General features: G+C 70.1%; 14 protein-coding genes. 5 read left to right on the top strand and 9 right to left on the bottom strand.

The features are described 5' to 3' along the window. Positions 1–169: 169 nt before the first annotated feature. From M0P34_RS01110 to M0P34_RS01120, 3 genes are all read left to right on the top strand, one after another. Positions 170–2,083 carry a flagellar hook-length control protein FliK gene (locus M0P34_RS01110; protein ID WP_291495445.1) on the top strand — a complete coding sequence of 638 codons (1,914 nt, stop codon included), beginning with the start codon at positions 170–172 and terminating at the stop codon, positions 2,081–2,083. Positions 2,084–2,104: 21 nt separating this feature from the next. Next, entirely contained in the window at positions 2,105–2,881 is a 777-nt protein-coding gene (locus M0P34_RS01115; protein WP_291495447.1) for a flagellar hook assembly protein FlgD, read from the top strand. A 122-nt stretch (positions 2,882–3,003) separates the two neighbouring features. Continuing rightward, positions 3,004–4,629, top strand: coding sequence for a flagellar hook protein FlgE (locus M0P34_RS01120; protein WP_291495449.1), 1,626 nt, complete (start codon positions 3,004–3,006; stop codon positions 4,627–4,629). Positions 4,630–4,821: 192 nt separating this feature from the next. Here the strand turns inward: M0P34_RS01120 and M0P34_RS01125 are convergent, their stop codons facing one another. Next, on the bottom strand, positions 4,822–5,199 hold the full coding sequence (locus M0P34_RS01125; RefSeq protein WP_291495451.1) for a flagellar protein FlaG: 378 nt from the start codon (positions 5,197–5,199) through the stop codon (positions 4,822–4,824). A 306-nt stretch (positions 5,200–5,505) separates the two neighbouring features. On the opposite strand from M0P34_RS01125, the gene M0P34_RS01130 reads away from it, so the two are divergent. Further along, complete coding sequence (locus M0P34_RS01130; RefSeq protein ID WP_291495458.1) at positions 5,506–6,420, top strand: flagellin; 915 nt, start codon at positions 5,506–5,508, stop codon at positions 6,418–6,420. Between the two features lie 67 nt (positions 6,421–6,487). On the opposite strand, the gene rnc is transcribed toward M0P34_RS01130, so the two are convergent. Next, complete coding sequence (rnc, locus tag M0P34_RS01135) at positions 6,488–7,204, bottom strand: ribonuclease III (protein ID WP_291495460.1); 717 nt, start codon at positions 7,202–7,204, stop codon at positions 6,488–6,490. 231 nt (positions 7,205–7,435) lie between these two features. On the opposite strand from rnc, the gene M0P34_RS01140 reads away from it, so the two are divergent. Beyond that, a complete protein-coding gene (locus tag M0P34_RS01140; protein WP_291495462.1) occupies positions 7,436–8,497 on the top strand; it encodes a phosphotransacetylase family protein in 1,062 nt (353 codons plus the stop codon). Positions 8,498–8,573: 76 nt separating this feature from the next. On the opposite strand, the gene M0P34_RS01145 is transcribed toward M0P34_RS01140, so the two are convergent. The 7 genes from M0P34_RS01145 to M0P34_RS01175 form a co-directional block, all read right to left on the bottom strand. After that, the gene (locus tag M0P34_RS01145; protein ID WP_291495463.1) at positions 8,574–10,097 is read right to left on the bottom strand and encodes a flagellar hook-basal body complex protein; all 1,524 of its coding nucleotides are present in this window, start codon (positions 10,095–10,097) and stop codon (positions 8,574–8,576) included. A gap of 645 nt (positions 10,098–10,742) precedes the next feature. Beyond that, entirely contained in the window at positions 10,743–11,219 is a 477-nt protein-coding gene (gene rnhA, locus M0P34_RS01150) for a ribonuclease HI (protein WP_291495465.1), read from the bottom strand. Then, positions 11,216–11,740, bottom strand: a complete 525-nt coding sequence (locus M0P34_RS01155) for a hypothetical protein (RefSeq protein ID WP_291495467.1) — start codon at positions 11,738–11,740, stop codon at positions 11,216–11,218. The genes rnhA and M0P34_RS01155 overlap by 4 nt, the downstream gene beginning before the upstream one ends. Positions 11,741–11,852: 112 nt before the next feature. After that, entirely contained in the window at positions 11,853–13,091 is a 1,239-nt protein-coding gene (locus M0P34_RS01160) for an ABC transporter permease (RefSeq protein WP_291495470.1), read from the bottom strand. Further along, a complete protein-coding gene (locus tag M0P34_RS01165; RefSeq protein ID WP_291495472.1) occupies positions 13,084–13,767 on the bottom strand; it encodes an ABC transporter ATP-binding protein in 684 nt (227 codons plus the stop codon). The genes M0P34_RS01160 and M0P34_RS01165 overlap by 8 nt, the downstream gene beginning before the upstream one ends. Next, positions 13,764–15,026: an efflux RND transporter periplasmic adaptor subunit gene (locus M0P34_RS01170; RefSeq protein WP_291495474.1), complete on the bottom strand. Its 1,263-nt coding sequence runs from the start codon at positions 15,024–15,026 to the stop codon at positions 13,764–13,766. The genes M0P34_RS01165 and M0P34_RS01170 overlap by 4 nt, the downstream gene beginning before the upstream one ends. A 66-nt stretch (positions 15,027–15,092) precedes the next feature. Continuing rightward, on the bottom strand, positions 15,093–15,857 hold a 765-nt coding region (locus M0P34_RS01175), incomplete at its 5' end, for a phosphomannomutase/phosphoglucomutase (RefSeq protein WP_291495476.1).

A 15,857-nucleotide genomic window follows, 5' to 3' on the forward strand; every position in this document is an offset into this window, starting at 1 on the left:
TGGCGCGCCCTGCGGCCGTGCTCCCGTCCCGCCCCCGGCCCTGGCCCGCGGCCCCCTCCCGGGGCAACTTCTGCCCGCACGGCGCCGCGGGTTTTTTGTATCCATCCGGATTTGTTGCGCGAGTTCTTTGGTACGCCTCTTGAAATGAAGGCGGCCAGGAGTGCGCAACATGCAGTTTTTTCCCTTCCTGAACGCCGACGCCACCTCTTCGGGCCTGGAATCCCTGTTCCAGGGCGGCGGCGCGTCGCCGCGCGACGACGGGCGGCACGAGCGGTTCGCGGCCCTGCTGGACGGCGAACTCGCCGCCGTGCGCGACGCCGTGCCCGGGCGCCAGCAGGCCGTGCGCAGCATGTGGGACAAGGCCCGCTCCGGCGCCCAGGCCCTGGCCTCGGGGCGGCTGCTGCCCGGCGGGCCGGACTTCGGCTCCGGGGCCACCGGGGCCCGGGGCCAGCGGAGCCGGGCGGTGGAAAGCCTGGCGGCCCTGGTTTCCGGCGCTGGCCCGGTGTCGGGCGTGCGCGAGCTGAGCGGGCTGCGCATGACCCGTGAGGATTTCCTGGGCCTGCGCGACGGACTGAAGGCCTACGGCCTTTCCTCCGACGACCTGCGAACCCTGGACGAGCGCATCTCCAGCCAGGCGGGGCTGACCTGGGGCCAGTTCCTGGGCGCCCTGTCCCAGAAGATGGTCGAGCTGGGCCGCGAGTTTCCGGGCCTGGCCCTGTCGGACGCGCAGTCGCGCGACATGCTGACCCTGTTCCAGAAGCTGGGCTTCACCTCCGCCCGGGCGGGCGAGCTGCTCTCCACCCTGGAGAACGGCGGCACGGCCACGGTGTGGGAGGCCATCGGCGCCAAGCTGGCCGCCATGCCCGAGGGCGCCACGGTGGAGCTGACCGGCTCCGAGCTGGCCACCCTGGGCAAGGTCATGCGCCTGTCCGACGGCGGGCAGGGCAGGCTGGCGGCGCTGCTTGGCGGCGCCGATTCCGCCCGGCTGAACTCCGGGCAGCTGTCCACGGTGATGACCATGCTGCGCGCCGAGGTGGCCGCCGACAAGCAGGTGGACGCCGACGCCAACCAGGCCCTGCGCAACCTCGTGAACCAGGGGCTGACCGCCGCCGCCGACCGCGCCGGGCTGGCCGCCCAGGCCGGCAACCGCGCGGACAACGACGCGCGCAACCGGCGCGTCCTGGCCCAGGAGAGCCGCCGCCGCCGGGCCGAGCAGGCCGACGGCTCCGCCGCCGACGCCTCCGGCGACGAGGGCGTGGCCGCGCGCATCCTGGCCGCCGATCCCAACGCGGGCCGGGCCCGCGCCGCCCAGGGCGAGACCCAGGGCGATGCGGCCCGCGAGGGCCGCGCGGGGCAGGACGGCCGCGAAGGCCGCTACCTGGCCGACGGGGCCCTGCGCCGGGGCGCCTCCGCCCAGGGCGAGGGCTCCGGGGGCAAGGGCGACGCCAAGGCCGGGGGCGACGCCGCCGAGGCGGCCTGGGGCCGGATGTGGGACAAGGTGCGCACCGACGACGCGCCCCGGACCTTCGCCCAGGACACCGCCCTGGCCGCCGCCCGGCTGGCCGACGCCCACGCGGCGATCCAGACCGGCGGGCGCGAGGCCCTGGCGGGCATGGACCGCGAGCTGGCCGCCCGGGCCCTGCGCCAGGTGGAGTCCGGCCTGCTGCGCACCCTGAACCAGAATCAGAAGCAGCTCGTCCTGCGCCTGGACCCGCCCGAGCTGGGCAAGCTCAGCATGGTGCTCACGGCCAAGGACGGCGAGGTCAGCGCCACGTTCCGCGCCGAAACCCGCGAGGCGCGGGCCCTGCTTTCCGAGCAGATGGCCCAGCTGCGCTCGCAGCTCGAGCAGCAGGGCATCCGCGTGGGGCGCATGGAGGTGCAGACCCAGCTTTCCGGGGAGCAGAACTCCGGGCAGTGGCTTTTCGCCGGGGACCACAACCAGGCCCGCGAGCGCGAGGAGAGCGCCCGCCGCCAGGGGCTGCTGCGCCAGCTGCGCGGGCAGGACGGGGACATGGCCCAGGAAATGCACAATGAGCCGCACACGGCAAGAATTGCCCGCCAGGGGCTGGATATCATCGCCTAGCGACCCATTGCGAGGAGCGCCATGCAACTCTACGAGCCGAGCAACATCATCGGGAGGGCCGAAAAGGACCTCTACAATACCGAGAAGTTCACCGGGAAGTCCCAGCTGGACAAGGAGGACTTCCTGACCCTGCTCGTGGTCCAGATGCAGCACCAGGATCCCCTGAACCCCATGGACGACAAGCAGTTCACGGCCGAGCTGGCGCAGTTCTCCAGCCTGGAGCAGCTGACCCAGATCAACCAGGGCGTGTCCGCCCTGGGCGAGACCACGGCCCACCAGGAGATGGTCAACGCCGCCTCCTACATCGGCAAGACCATCCGCGCCGTGGGCGACAACCTGAGCATCCACGAGGACGGCTCGGTGAGCACCATGTACTACAAGCTCGCCGACAAGGCCGAGAAGGTCTACATGAACATTTTCGACCAGAACGGCAACATCGTGCGCACCGTGCAGCTGGGCGCCCAGGCCGCCGGGGACCACGAATTCAAGTGGGACGGCAAGGACTGGAAGGGCAAGACCCTGCCCGAGGGCGTCTACTTCCTGGCCATGGCGGCCGAAGGCGAGGACGGCTCGGCCATCCTGACCCAGACCGAGGTGGCGGGCGAGGTGTCGGCGGTGCAGTACTCCGGCGGCGTGACCTACCTGCGCCTGTCCGACGGGCGCACCGTGGCCTTCCAGTATGTGAAGGAAGTGGTCGGCGATTCCAGCGCCTCCACGGGCGAAACCGGGGATGAATCCGGCGGCGAGGGCGAGGGCGAGGGCGACGGAGAGGGCGAGGGCGGCGGCAGCGCCGGTTAGGCGGAAAATTCTTCTGCCGCGCCCCGGGCGAAGGGGCGCGGACGAACGAAACACCGGACGGCGCCCGGGCGAAGGCGCGCCGACCCGGCAACGGCAGAAGTCAGGATACAGGAGGTTCGGTTATGGGTCTTTCAGCTTCCATGTGGACCGGCGTGTCCGGTTTGCAGACGCATGGCGAGAAGATGAGTGTGGTTGGCAACAACATCGCCAACATCAACACCGTCGGCTTCAAGGGCGCGACCATGCACTTCGAGGATTTCATCAGCCAGGACGTGAACACCGCGGCCGGAGTGGGGCAGATCGGACGGGGCGTGGCCCTGGGCGCCATCTACGCCGACTTCAGCCAGGGCGCCTTCGAGACCACCAACGAGGCCACCGACCTGGCCATCGGCGGGCGCGGGTTCTTCCGGGTCAAGGTCAAGAACGAGGAGACCACCTACTACACCCGGGCGGGCAACTTCCGTTTCGACAAGGACGGCTACCTGGTCGACCCCCACGGCTATGTGCTCCAGGGCTGGGCCATCGACAACTCGACCTCCACGGCCCTGGCCTCTTCCGGCGCGACCTCCTCGGCCACCAGCGGCGCCTCGGCCATCAAGGGCGCGGGCCTGCCCACGGACATCCGCATCGAGGGCTTCACCGCGCGGCCCAAGTCCACCGAGAGCGTGTCCATGATCACCAACCTGGACTCGCGCGACGGCAACGACAACGTGGTGGACGCCGCCAACCCGTTCTTCAGCATGTTCAACGTCTGGAACGGGCAGAACGAAACGCCCCTTGGCGAAACCCAGTTCGCCTACCAGAGCACCATCAAGGTCTACGACGAGGGCGGCTCGGCCCATGACCTGACGGTCTACTTCGACCAGGTGGCCTCGGTTTCCAGCACCGGCGAGCGCCACTGGGAGTACATGGTCACCGTGCCGCCCAGCGAGGACGGCCGCGTCATCGACGGGCAGACCCTGGCCAACTCCGGCGTGGCCGGTGTGGTCATGATCGGCACCATGACCTTCGACTCCTCGGGCCAGCTCAAGACCATGTCGTCCTTCACCCTGTCCTCGGGCGCAACCGGCAACCTGAGCAACCTGGACAACTGGACCCAGGCCCAGTTCAACACCAACGGCCAGCCCGTGTTCACGGCGAACTTCACCGGCCAGCCCTCGGCCAGCGGCACCGCCGAGTCCAACGCCCGCAACATCGGCATCAACTTCGGCCTGACCAACGCCAACACCTCGGCGGGCTGGGCCGCGGGCGGCGCGGCCAACGCGGGGGCCATCGGCACCAACCCGGCCCTGCTGCCCGAGTTCGCCTCCATCCGCGTCAACGCCGACGCCACGACGAGCTATTCGGGCTCCAGCTCCACCCAGCTTCAGTCGCAGGACGGCTACACCTTCGGCTTCCTGCAGAACGTCTCGGTGGACCGCGACGGCATTCTCACCGGGCGCTACTCCAACGGCGTGGTCCTCGAACTGTTTCAGGTCACCCTCTACGATTTCACCAACAAGTGGGGCCTCAAGCGCAACGGCTCCAACCTGTTCTCCGAGACCCGCGAATCCGGCGAGGCCAACGCGGGCCCGGCCAACGCCAACGGCTACGGCTCCATCTCCTCCAACTCCCTGGAGCAGTCCAACGTGGACATGGCTGCGGAGTTCGTCCAGATGATCACCACCGAGCGCGGCTTCCAGGCCAACTCGAAGATGGTCACCTCCGTGGACGGCCTGCTCCAGACCGTGATCCAGATGAAGCGCTAGCCCCAACACAGCACACGACCGACCTCCTTCACCATAACCGTGCCCGGCGGACGCCTCCGCCGGGCACGCCGTTTTTCGGACGCACAAAGGCCCGGCGCACATGGCGCGCCGGGCCTTTGCGCGCGCCGGTCCCCCCTGGTCCATGCGCGCGCCGGTTCGTCCTTGGCCGCCCCGCCCCGGGGCCCGGCCCCGCTACAGGGCCCTGTCCATGAAGCGGTCGCTCATCTCGCGGATGGACGCCGCCAGGCGCAGCATCTCGTCGGCGGGCACCTTGCGCAGGACCTTCTGGCCCGAGGCATCGCGCACCTCGGCCTGGACCTGGCCGGTCTGCTCGTGAACGAGGAACTTGATCTCCACCCCGACCTTGGACATGAACCGTTCCACCGGCTCGGCCAGCCGCATGAGGGCGGCCGCGGTTTCGGATTCCGGGGTGGACGCCTCGGCGTCGGTTTCCGCCTCCCGCCGGGGCGCGGCCTCCTGCGGGCGCTGCTGGTTCTTGCCGTAGACCCGGGCCACGGTACGCGCGGCCTCGGCGGAGCCCAGGGCTCCCGTTACGCTTGTGACTTCCATGTCCGCCTCCCGAAGGCCCCCGCCGTGTCCGTGGTGGGGCCTCCTGACGTTCTTATCGGCAGTCCGGTCCCGTTTCTTTAGGCCCGCAGTCCGGGCCTGCCCCCGCCGCGTCAAGACTTGTCAAGAAGCCGCCGCGCGCCCCGGGGCGCGCCAGGCCCGCGCGGGGGCGGAAAAAATATCCATGCCCCCGGAAAGAATGGTCTTTTTAGACTTTCTCTAGATCACAACATGTTGAAATTGATTAAGAAAGTTCAATTGGCACCGACGTTGCTTAATCTGGGCAAGTCAAAACAAGGAGGTTTTGCAATGTCTTTGGTCATCAACCACAACCTCATGGCGATGAACGCCGCCCGCAACCTGACCCAGACTTACGGGCGCCTGTCCACCTCGACCAGGAGGCTCTCTTCGGGACTGCGCGTGGACACGGCGGCCGACGACGCCGCCGGCCTGGCCATCCGCGAGCTCATGCGCTCGGACGTGGCCACCCTGCACCAGGGCATCCGCAACGCCAACGACGCCATCTCCATGGTCCAGACCGCCGACGGCGCGCTGCAGATCATCGACGAGAAGCTCATCCGCATGAAGGAGCTGGCCGAGCAGGCGGCAACGGGTACCTACAACTCCGACCAGCGCCTGATCATCGACTCCGAGTATCAGGCAATGGCTTCGGAAATCACCCGTATCGCCATGGCCACGGACTTCAACCAGGTCCACCTGCTGGACGGCACGCTGTCGGGCAGCATCCCCACCGCCCACGACGGCTCCGGCCTGCAACCCCAGGGGCCGATGAAGATCCACTTCGGCACGGGTAACGACAGCAGCGAAGACTACTATTTCATCTCCATCGGTGGTGCCACGGCCTCGCACTTCGGCCTGGGCATGGGTGCCGACTCCGCCACGTCCATCGGCGGCATGAGCATTTCCACCCAGTCGCTGGCCCAGGCCGCCCTCGCGGCCCTGGACGCGGCCATCATCTCCAAGGACAACATCCGCGCGAACCTGGGCGCCCTGCAGAACCGCCTGGAGAACACCATCTCCAACCTGCAGATCCAGGCCGAGAACCTCCAGGCCGCCGAGTCGCGCATCTCCGACGTGGACGTGGCCTGGGAGATGACCGAGTTCGTGCGCAACCAGATCCTGACCCAGTCGGCCACGGCCATGCTGGCCCAGGCCAACTCCATCCCCCGGCTGGCCATGCAGCTCATCGGCGGCGGCGGCTGATGCCGCTTGATGGTGCTGTGGTTCCTGCTGCGGCGTGAGACCAAAGACGTGCCCGGACCGGGGAGGCTCAGTCCTCCCCGGCCGGGGAAGCGCCGGTCCCCCGGAGCAGCGCCAGGGCCCTGGCCGCCGCGTCCTGCTCGGCCTTCTTCACCGTGGGGCCGGTGGCGCGCAGGCGCGTCCCGTCGGGCAGGGTCAGCTCCACCTCGAAGACCTTGGCATGGTCCGGCCCGCTGCCGCCCAGAAGCGCGTAGGCCGGGCGCTCGCGAAAATCCTTCTGCGTCAGTTCCTGCAGGCGGCTCTTGGCGTCCTTGACGCGCCGCGTCTCGCCCGGCCCGGGCAGGCGCCGGGCATAGATGCCGCGCACCACCCCGCGCGCCGCCGCGAACCCCCCGTCCAGAAACACCGCCCCCAGCACCGCCTCGAAGGCGTCGGCCAGCAGCGCGTCGCGCGTGCGCCCGCCCTGGAGCTCCTCGCCCCGGCCCAGGCGTAGCAGCCCGTCCAGCCCCAGCTCGCGCGCCAGGGCCGCCAGGGCCGGTTCGCTGACCAGCCGCGCGCGCATGCGCGTCAGCTCGCCCTCCGGGGCCTCGGGGTTCCGCTCGTAGAGCATCTCCGAAACTCCAAGCTCCAGCACCGCGTCGCCCAGAAATTCCAGGCGCTCGTTGTCCCGGTCGGCTTCCTCGTGCTCGTTGGCGAAGGAGCTGTGGGTCAGCGCTGTCTCCAAAAGCTTGACTTGGGAAAACCGATGGGAAATAACTTCCTGCAACGTATCAAGATCCTGCGTCATTCCGTTCCCCGCGCCGTGGGCCGGCCGTCGTGTCCGGGTTGGCCCCGGGGCGCGCGCGCCGCCCGCTGCGGGCGGAGCGCCCGGCGCCGCCGGGAGTCCTGGTTGGGGCCGGATACCAGGGGAAGCTTTGCGCGGTCAACCGGCCCGGCCCACGGCGGCCTCGCGCCGGGATTTGCAACGCCGTGAAAATGAAGTAGACAGGACGGACCACAGCGAGGAGGGCGCAAGATCATGGCGGGAATCTACATCGGCTCCACGGCGGGCTTCTCGGGCAAGAACATGGTCGTCATGGGCCTGGGGCTCAAGCTCCAGAAGGACGGCCACAAGGTCGGCTATATGAAGCCCGTGGGCGCCATGCCCACCGAGGTCGACGGCACGGCCTGGGACGAGGACGCCTACTTCGTGCAGAATATCCTGGGCCTTTCCGGGGCCGCGCAGGACGTGACCCCCGTGCTCGTGACCCAGGACTTCAAGGTCAAGGCCTTCGCGGGGCAGTGCGGCGACCTGATGCAGGACATCCGCGCGGCCTACGAAAAGATTTCCCGGGACAACGACGTGACCATCGTGGCCGGTTCGGGCAGCATGTACTCGGGCAAGTACTGCAACCTGGACGCCATCGCCGTGGTCCGCGAGCTGGGGCTCAAGGCCGTGGTCATCGACCGCTTCCACGACGAGCTGAAGTACGACTACCTGATGGTCATGAAGGAGGCTCTGGGCGACGCGCTGCTGGGCGTGGTGCTCAACGACATCCCGCCGTCGTCCATGGACGAGGTGGAGACCCTGCTGCGGCCCTGCCTGGAGCGCCTGGGCGTGCGCGTGCTGGGGGTCATCCCCAAGGATCCGCTCATGGGCGCCATCAAGGTTTCGGACCTGGCTGCGCGCCTGGGCGGCAAGGTCATCTCCTCGCACAACAAGGCGGACAAGGTGGTGGAGAATTTCCTCATCGGCACCATGCAGGTGGAGAACTTCATGACCCACTTCCGCAAGAACAAGAACTCGGCGGTCATCGTCGGCGGCGACCGCTCGGACGTGCAGCTCGTGGCCCTGGAGGGCAGCTGCCCCTGCCTGGTGCTCACCGGCAACCTCTATCCCAACGACATCATCCTGACCCGCTCGGAGGTCCTCGAGGTGCCCATCGTCATCGTGCGCGAGGACACCTTCTCCGTGGCCAAGAAGATGGAGACCATCCTCTCGCGCCACAAGCTGCGCGACGTGATCAAGATCCGCCAGGGCGCGCAGCTCGTCAGCTCCAACATCGACTACGAGTACGTCAAGAAGAGCCTGGGCCTGTAGGGCCGGGCGTCCGCGCGAAAAGGGCGCGCCCCCCTCGGGGGGCGCGCCCTTTTCGCGCGGGCGGGCGGCCGGGGCGCTACTTCTTGAGCTGGTAGAGCACCTGGAGGATCTGATCCTGGGTGGTGACGACCTTGGAGTTGGCCTGGAAGCCGCGCTCGGTGATGATCATCTTGGTGAACTCCTCGGCCATGTCCACGTTGGAGCCCTCCAGGGTGTTCTGGGCGATGCGCCCGTAGTTCAGGGTGCCCGCCACGCCTTCCACGCCCTCGCCCGAGGCGCTGGTGGCCGAGAAGTGGTTCCCCCCCTCGCGGCGCAGGCCCCATTCGTTGACGAAGGTGTACAGCGACACCTGGGCCAGCTCTTCGTGCACGCCGTTGCTGAAGTAGCCGATCATGGTGCCCGCGTCGTCCACCTGCAGGTTCATGAGCCAGCCCACGGGCGTGCCGTCCTGGGTCTGGTAGACGGTGGTGGACGTGGCGCCGCGCGCCGTGGTGGCGAAGCTGCCCGCGCGGGCGTCGGCCAGGCCCGGCAGCAGGGTCTTGTCGTGGCCCACGTCGGCGGCGCTGGCCGGGGCCGCGGTCCAGCCCGTGCCTGTCAGCCCGAAGGACAGGCTGATATCCGCCGTGCCCGGCGTGTCGCCCGCGAAGGTCATGGCGAAGCCCGGCACGCCCGACTCCCCGATGGCCGCCGGAGTCCAGTTGGCCAGGTCGCGCGGGTCGCCCGAACCGCCGTAGGTGAAGGCTGTCATGTCCTCCAGTTCGCCTGCGGCGTTGAAGGTCAGCGTGCCGGTCATGAGCAGTCCGGCGCCGGAGGTTCCGGCCACCCCGGGGCGCCCGTCGGCCTGCGGGTCCGTGCCGACCACGAATTCGTAGTATGACTTGCCCGAGGCGTTGGAGACCGTGACCCTGTCCAGGCTGACCGTCAGGTCGTGCCCGTTGCCCTCGGAATCGTAAACGCGGATGGTGTTGTCGTAGCCGTAGGCGCCCTTGGCCAGGGGCGAGTCCGCGTCCGTGCCGTTCCAGGCCTCGAACAGCCCGAAGAACGGGTTGGCCGTGCTGGTGCTGGCGTCGGTCATGGTGCCCAGGTTCATGCCCATGACCACCGAGCTTGTGGCCCTGGACGGCACGGTGATCTCGCCGTTCGCGTCCAGGGGCAGGAGGATGTCGCCCGTGGCCTGGGCCGCGCCGTTGACGATGGCCTTGCCCTGGACGCGGTAGCCGTTCGGGTCCACCAGGAAGCCGTTTCTGTCGAAGCGGAAATTGCCCGCGCGCGTATAGCGGACCTCGCCCGCCTGCTCGACCCGGAAAAAGCCCTTGCCCGAGATGGCCAGGTCCGTCGTGGCGCTGCCGTCCATGAACCCGCCGTTGCGGTAGTCCGTAAGCACGGCCCCGACCCCGACGCCCTGGCCGCGCTGCGAGAACCCCACGGTCAGCGGATTGCTGGCCGTGGTCAGCGTCTGGCTCAGCAACGTGGAAAAATGGATGTCCGTGTTCTTGTAGCCCACGGTGTTCACGTTGGCCAGGTTGTTGCCGATGTTCTGCATGCCCGAGCCGTGGGTCTTCATCCCCGTGGCCCCAATATACAAGGCGCTCAAGCCCATGACCGCTCTCCTTGAACCGAAAAACCGCACACGACCGGGGAAACAATTTCCCTCGCCAGGGCTCATCGCAAGGACCGTGCCGTCTGGGCCGGATGTCAGGAAACGTCAAGAATTATAAAGCCTTGGTGGTAAGCTGTTTTTCGGGGCGGCAAGAACTGCACCCCGCCTGCGGCGCGCGGGCAGGGCGGGGACGCGGGCGGGACGCGGGCAGGGCGGGGACGCGGGCGGGGCAGGTCTTGGATTCCGCATGCCCGTGCGGGCAGGGCGGACAGGGCGGGCAGGGCAGGCGCAACCGCGGTCGGCAGGCCCGAGCCACCCCGCGCCCGGCGGCGCGAGGAAGCGGGCAGGCCGGGGAGGGCAGCGACTTCCGCCCGGCCCCCGCGCCCGGCGGCGCTGGCGGACGGGGCGGGGACGCGGCGCGGGAGCCGGGCGCGGGCCGCTGCGTGCGCCAGGGCCCGGAAGGGGCGGGCGCCCGGGCGCGGGAGCCATCGGGGGGCGGGGGCTGCCCCGTGCGGCCCGGGGGGCGGCTCAGGACCGGGCAGGCGTGGCGCCGGAAAATCTCCCGGATGCCCCGCCATGCCCGGGGGGCCGGCGCGTGGTCCGGGCCGCCCGGGCATGGCGCGGGGAGACGGGCCCCGGCGGGGCTCAGGGCTCGAAGCCGGGGTCTTCGGGCAGGTCGCGGCGGCCGGCCTCGCGCCGGGCGAGGAGGTCGCAGCGTTCGTTCTCGGGGTTGCCGCTGTGGCCCTTGACCCAGCGGTAGTCGATCTGGTGGGCGGCCAGCAGGGGGTCCAGGCGCTGCCAGAGGTCGCGGTTCTTCACGGGCTTTTTGGCGGCGGTGAGCCAGCCGTTGCGCTTCCAGTTCCTGAGCCAGCCCTTGGTCAGGGCGTGCAGGAAGTACTGCGAGTCGGAGTGCAGGACGATCTTGCAGGGCCGGTTGAGGGCCTGGAGGGCCTCGATGACGGCCATGAGCTCCATGCGGTTGTTGGTGGTCAGGCGGTAGCCGCCGCAAAGCTCCTTGCGGGCGTCGCCGCCCGTGAGCACGGCGGCCCAGCCGCCGGGGCCGGGGTTGCCCAGGCAGGAGCCGTCGGTGTGGATGGTCACCGGGGTCGGGGATGCGGTCATTGTGCGGGTGTCTCGCGTGTTTCCTGGGCCATGAGCTGGTCCCAGATGCGTTTGAGGGCCATGAGCAGGCCGGTGGGCCAGCTGTCGGAGGCGAAGTAGGGGGCCATGTGCGCCGTTTCGAGGTCGGCGGTGAACCCGGGGCCCAGGGCCCGGCGCATCCAGGTCGGGTATTCGACCATGAGGGTCCGGTTGTCCAGGTCCAGCCCCAGGAAGAGGGTCTTGGACTTCAGGCGCGGGATTTCCACCGGGCCCTGGCTGATGCGCAGGACGAGCTCCACGCCGAACTCGTCGCGGAACAGGGCGGCGAAGTCGCGCAGCTGGCGCATCTGCCCGGAGTCGAGCAGGCCGCTGGCGTCGTGGATGGCCGCGCGGCTCTGGATGTCGGCCAGGGTGCGGTCGAAATGCCTGGTATACAGCCAGGCCACGCCCGCGAAGACGCAGATGAGCAGCAGCATGCGCACGGCGCCGGCGCCCCGGGATTCGCCGGTGTGGCGGGGCAGCGGGGAGAAGCCTCGGGGCATGGGGGGCCTCGCGGGGAGGGTTGTGCGCGGGTGGCCCGCGCGTGGCTGGAACGATGGGGCGCAGGGTAGCCGCCGGGACGCGGCGGCGTCAAGCGGGCCGGAGCCGGGCGGGTCAGCCGCCCTCGCCGCGCAGGGCGGCCACGGGGTCCAGCAGCGCGGCGCGCCGGGCCGGGCGCAGGCCGAAGAGCAGCCCGATGGCCAGGGCCGAACCCAGGGCCAGCAGGAACACCTTGCCCGAGAAGAGAATCTCCAGCACCCCCAGGCGCGAGAGAAGCTGGCCCATGCCCATGCCCAGGGCCATGCCGGCCAGGGCCCCGGCCGTGGTCAGCAGGGCGGCCTCGAAGAGGAACTGGGCGGTGATCTGCCAGCTTGTGGCTCCCAGGGCCTTGCGCAGGCCGATTTCCTCGGTGCGCTCGCTGACGCTGATGTAGAACAGGTTGGCCAGCACGAAGCCGCCGACGATCATGGCCGCCGTGGCGGTGACGCCCAGGAAGGCCACGAGGCTGCCCTTGAGCATGCCGATGAAGCGCAGGATCTGGTCGGCGGTGAGCAGGGTGAAGTCGTCGGGGGCGTCGCCGGTCAGCCCGTGGCGGTGGCGCAGCAGGGAGCGCAGGTTCTCCACATGGGCGGCCATGCGCTCGGGGTTGTGGAATTTGACGCGCAGGGCGCGGAAGTACTTGCGGTCCATGTTGAAGCGCTGGGTCAGGGTGGTCAGGGGAATGACCATGCGGTCGTCGATGGTGCCGTGGCCGCCGCCCACGCCGCGGTAGCTCAGGCGGCCGATGATGCGCACGGGCAGGCTGTCCACATGGACCACGCGGCCCAGGGGCGAGGCGTCGCCGAACAGCTCGCGCGAGATGCTGTCGCCGATGAGGCCGACCTTGGCGCCCCGGCGCACGTCGTCCTCGGAGATGTCGCGCCCTTCGGACAGCGGCCAGTTCCAGGCCCGGGCGTAGCCCTGGGTGGAGCCCACCAGGGCGGGCAGGTCGGTGTTGCGGCTGCCCGAGCGCGCGCGCAGGCCCATGCGCGCGCGCATGGGCACCACGAGATAGGCCCCGGGCAGGGAGCGCTCCATGGCCCGGGCGTCGTCCCAGGTCAGGGTCATGGTCCGCCGCCCGGGGGCGCGGGACATGATGTCCCCGCCGAGGATGAACACCGCGTCGGGGCCGAAGGTGTCCACGATTTCCAGGGCGCGGCGCTGGGCGCCGTCCACGCTGGTGACGATGATGGTCAGCGCGGCGATGCCCAGGGCGATGGCCGAGGCCACGAACACGCTGCGCAGCTTGTAGGCCCACACGGCCTCCACGGCGAAGGCCAGGGCCCGGCCCAGGTGGCGCAGGGTTTCAGGCATCGCCCTTGATGCGCCCGTCCAGCAGGTGGATGGCCGAGGAGGCGAAGGCGGCTGTCTGCGGGTCGTGGGTGACCATGACCACGGTGGTGCCCTGGGCGTTGATCCGGGCCAGCAGTTCCATGATCTCGCGGCTGGTGGTCGAGTCGAGCTGGCCGGTGGGTTCGTCGGCGAAGATGCAGGAGGGCTCGTTGAGCAGGGCCCGGGCCAGGGCCACGCGCTGCTGCTGGCCGCCGGAGAGCTGCCCGGGGCGGAACTGGGCGCGGTCGGCCAGGCCGACCCGCTCCAGGATGTCGCGGGCGCGGGCCGTGAGCTCGCGGCGCGATTGCGGCCCGTAGAGCCCGGGCAGGAGCACGTTTTCCAGGGCCGTGACGTAGGGGATGAGGTGGAAGCTCTGGAACACGAAGCCGAAGGTGCGGTTGCGCAGCCCGGAGAGGGTGTCGTCGTCCAGGGTGGACACGTCGCGCCCGTCCAGCTCGTAGCGGCCCGAGGTCGGCCGGTCCAGCAGGCCCAGGATGTGCAGCAGGGTGGACTTGCCCGAGCCCGATGGCCCTTGCAGGGCCGTGAAGTCGCCGTGGGCGATGTCCAGGTCGATGCCGCGCAGTACCTCCGTCGGCGCGCCCGCCGTTTCGTAGCGCTTGTGTACGTCGCTCAGGCGGATGAGCGGGGCGGCGCTCACTGGCGGCCCCCGGGGGGCGGCCCGGACGGGCGCGAGCCCTGGGAAATCTGCGAACCGGGCAGCACGAGCTGCACGGCCACCTCGTCGCCCTCGCGCAGGCCGTCCAGTATCTCGGTGGTGTCCACGCCGGACAGGCCGAGGGTGGGCATGGTCCGCTGGGGCTTGCCGTCGCGCATGACATAGACGGCCTGCTCGCCCCCGACCCATTTGAGGGCCGCGTTGGGCAGGGCCAGCACGTTCTCGCGGACCTCCACGATGATCCGGCACTGGGTGGTCATCTCGGGGCGCAGGTTCCGGGCCTGCTCCGGGCTCACGCGCACCAGCGCCTGGTAGTAGACGATGTTGTCGCGCACCTCGGGCTCGGGGTAGATCTGGTCGATGGCGCCGTGAAAGACCGTGTCGGGCAGGGCGTCCACCTGGAACTCCACGGGCAGGCCCGGGCGCACCTGGCCCACGTCGGTTTCGTCGACGTAGATCCACATCTCCAGGCGCGCGGGGTCCAGCACGGTGATCAGGTTGGCCACCTCCAGCCCGGTGACCACGGTTTCGCCCTCCTGGGCGGCGACCTGGCTGACCACGCCGCTGATGGGGCTGACGATGCGCGTGTGGCTCAGGCGGGTCTCGATGGAATCCAGGGCCGCCTGGGCCTCGCGCACGGCCTTGCGGGCCTTTTGCAGCTCGCGCTGGGTTTCGGCCTGGGTGCGCTCCAGGGTCGCGCGGCGGGCGCGCAGGGCGCCGTCCCTGGCCTGGGCCTTCTGGGCGGCGTCGTCGCGGGTGTCGCGGGCCACGAGGCCCTGGGCGAACAGGGCCTGCTGGCGCGCGGCGAACTCGGCGGCGTAGGCGGCCTCGGCCGCGGCGGCCTCCAGGTTGGCCCCGGCCTCGGCCACGGACAGCGGCCCCACCTCGCGGACGCGGGCCAGCTCGGTGCGCTCGCGCTCCAGGCGGGCCCTGGCCTCGGCCTGGTCCGCGCGCAGCTCGCGGTCGTCGACTTCGGCGATGACATCGCCCTCGCGCACGGCGTCGCCGATCTTCACATGCATGGAGGTGATGCGGCCCGTGGCCTGGGAGCCGATCTTGACGATGGCCCCGACCTGGGCCTTGACGATGCCCGTGGCCTCCAGCTGGCTGCGCACGGTGTCGCGCACGACCCTGGCCGTGCGCAGGACCTGGATTTCGCCGTCGCCCCGGCCCGTGGTCCAGAACAGGGCGGCCACCGCGGCGACGGCCACCACGGAGGCGATGATGAGTTTCTTGCGCACGGGGTTCCCCTTTGCCTCGGGTTGTGCTGCGGCATGGGCCGGGGCGGTCGGCCGCCCCGGTCCGGGTCAGGACATTTCGGCGATCCAGCGGGCCAGGGGCTCCTCGACCATGCGCCGGATTTCCGCCAGCCGTTCGGGCGACTGGGCCTCGAAGCGCAGGACCAGCACCGGCTGCGTGTTGGACGCGCGCAGCAGCCCCCAGCCGTCGGGCAGCACGATGCGCACGCCGTCCACGTCGATGACCTCGAAGCGCTGGCGGAAGTACTCCTGGGCGCGGGCCACCACGCGGAACTTCAGGGCGTCGGGGCAGTCCACGCGCAGTTCGGGGGTGTTGCAGGTCGCGGGCCAGTCGGCCAGGGCGGCGGACAGTGGCCTGCCCGGCGCGCGCGCCGCGATGTCCACGATGCGCAAGGCGGCGTAGAGGGCGTCGTCGAAGCCGTGGTACTCGTCGGCGAAAAACATGTGCCCGCTCATCTCCCCCGCCAGCAGGGCGCCTGTTTCGCGCATGCGGGCCTTGATCAGCGAGTGCCCGGTGGCGCTCATGATGGCCTGGCCGCCGTGGGCCTCGATGTCCTTGTAGAGCAGGTGGGTGCACTTGACCTCGCCGATGACCTTGGCCCCGGGGCGCCGGGCGAGGATGTCGCGGGCATAGATGGCCAGCAGCTTGTCGCCGTAGATCATGGCCCCGGTCTCGTCCACCACGCCGATGCGGTCGGCGTCGCCGTCCAGGCCGATGCCCAGCTCCGCGCCCTCGGCGGGCACGCGGGCCATGAGGTCGGTCATGTACTTGGGCACGGTGGGGTCGGGGTGGTGGTTGGGGAAGTCGCCGTC

It is taken from the genome of Desulfocurvus sp. (assembly GCF_023230885.1).
GTDB lineage: Bacteria > Desulfobacterota > Desulfovibrionia > Desulfovibrionales > Desulfovibrionaceae > Desulfocurvus.

Bases quoted from the DNA above. Each gene is read 5' to 3' on its own strand.
- M0P34_RS01110 (WP_291495445.1), top strand. From the start codon at position 170: ATGCAGTTTTTTCCCTTCCTGAACGCCGACGCCACCTCTTCGGGCCTG.
- M0P34_RS01115 (WP_291495447.1), top strand. From the start codon at position 2,105: ATGCAACTCTACGAGCCGAGCAACATCATCGGGAGGGCCGAAAAGGAC.
- M0P34_RS01120 (WP_291495449.1), top strand. From the start codon at position 3,004: ATGGGTCTTTCAGCTTCCATGTGGACCGGCGTGTCCGGTTTGCAGACG.
- M0P34_RS01125 (WP_291495451.1), bottom strand. From the start codon at position 5,199: ATGGAAGTCACAAGCGTAACGGGAGCCCTGGGCTCCGCCGAGGCCGCG.
- M0P34_RS01130 (WP_291495458.1), top strand. From the start codon at position 5,506: ATGTCTTTGGTCATCAACCACAACCTCATGGCGATGAACGCCGCCCGC.
- rnc (WP_291495460.1), bottom strand. From the start codon at position 7,204: ATGACGCAGGATCTTGATACGTTGCAGGAAGTTATTTCCCATCGGTTT.
- M0P34_RS01140 (WP_291495462.1), top strand. From the start codon at position 7,436: ATGGCGGGAATCTACATCGGCTCCACGGCGGGCTTCTCGGGCAAGAAC.
- M0P34_RS01145 (WP_291495463.1), bottom strand. From the start codon at position 10,097: ATGGGCTTGAGCGCCTTGTATATTGGGGCCACGGGGATGAAGACCCAC.
- rnhA (WP_291495465.1), bottom strand. From the start codon at position 11,219: ATGACCGCATCCCCGACCCCGGTGACCATCCACACCGACGGCTCCTGC.
- M0P34_RS01155 (WP_291495467.1), bottom strand. From the start codon at position 11,740: ATGCCCCGAGGCTTCTCCCCGCTGCCCCGCCACACCGGCGAATCCCGG.
- M0P34_RS01160 (WP_291495470.1), bottom strand. From the start codon at position 13,091: ATGCCTGAAACCCTGCGCCACCTGGGCCGGGCCCTGGCCTTCGCCGTG.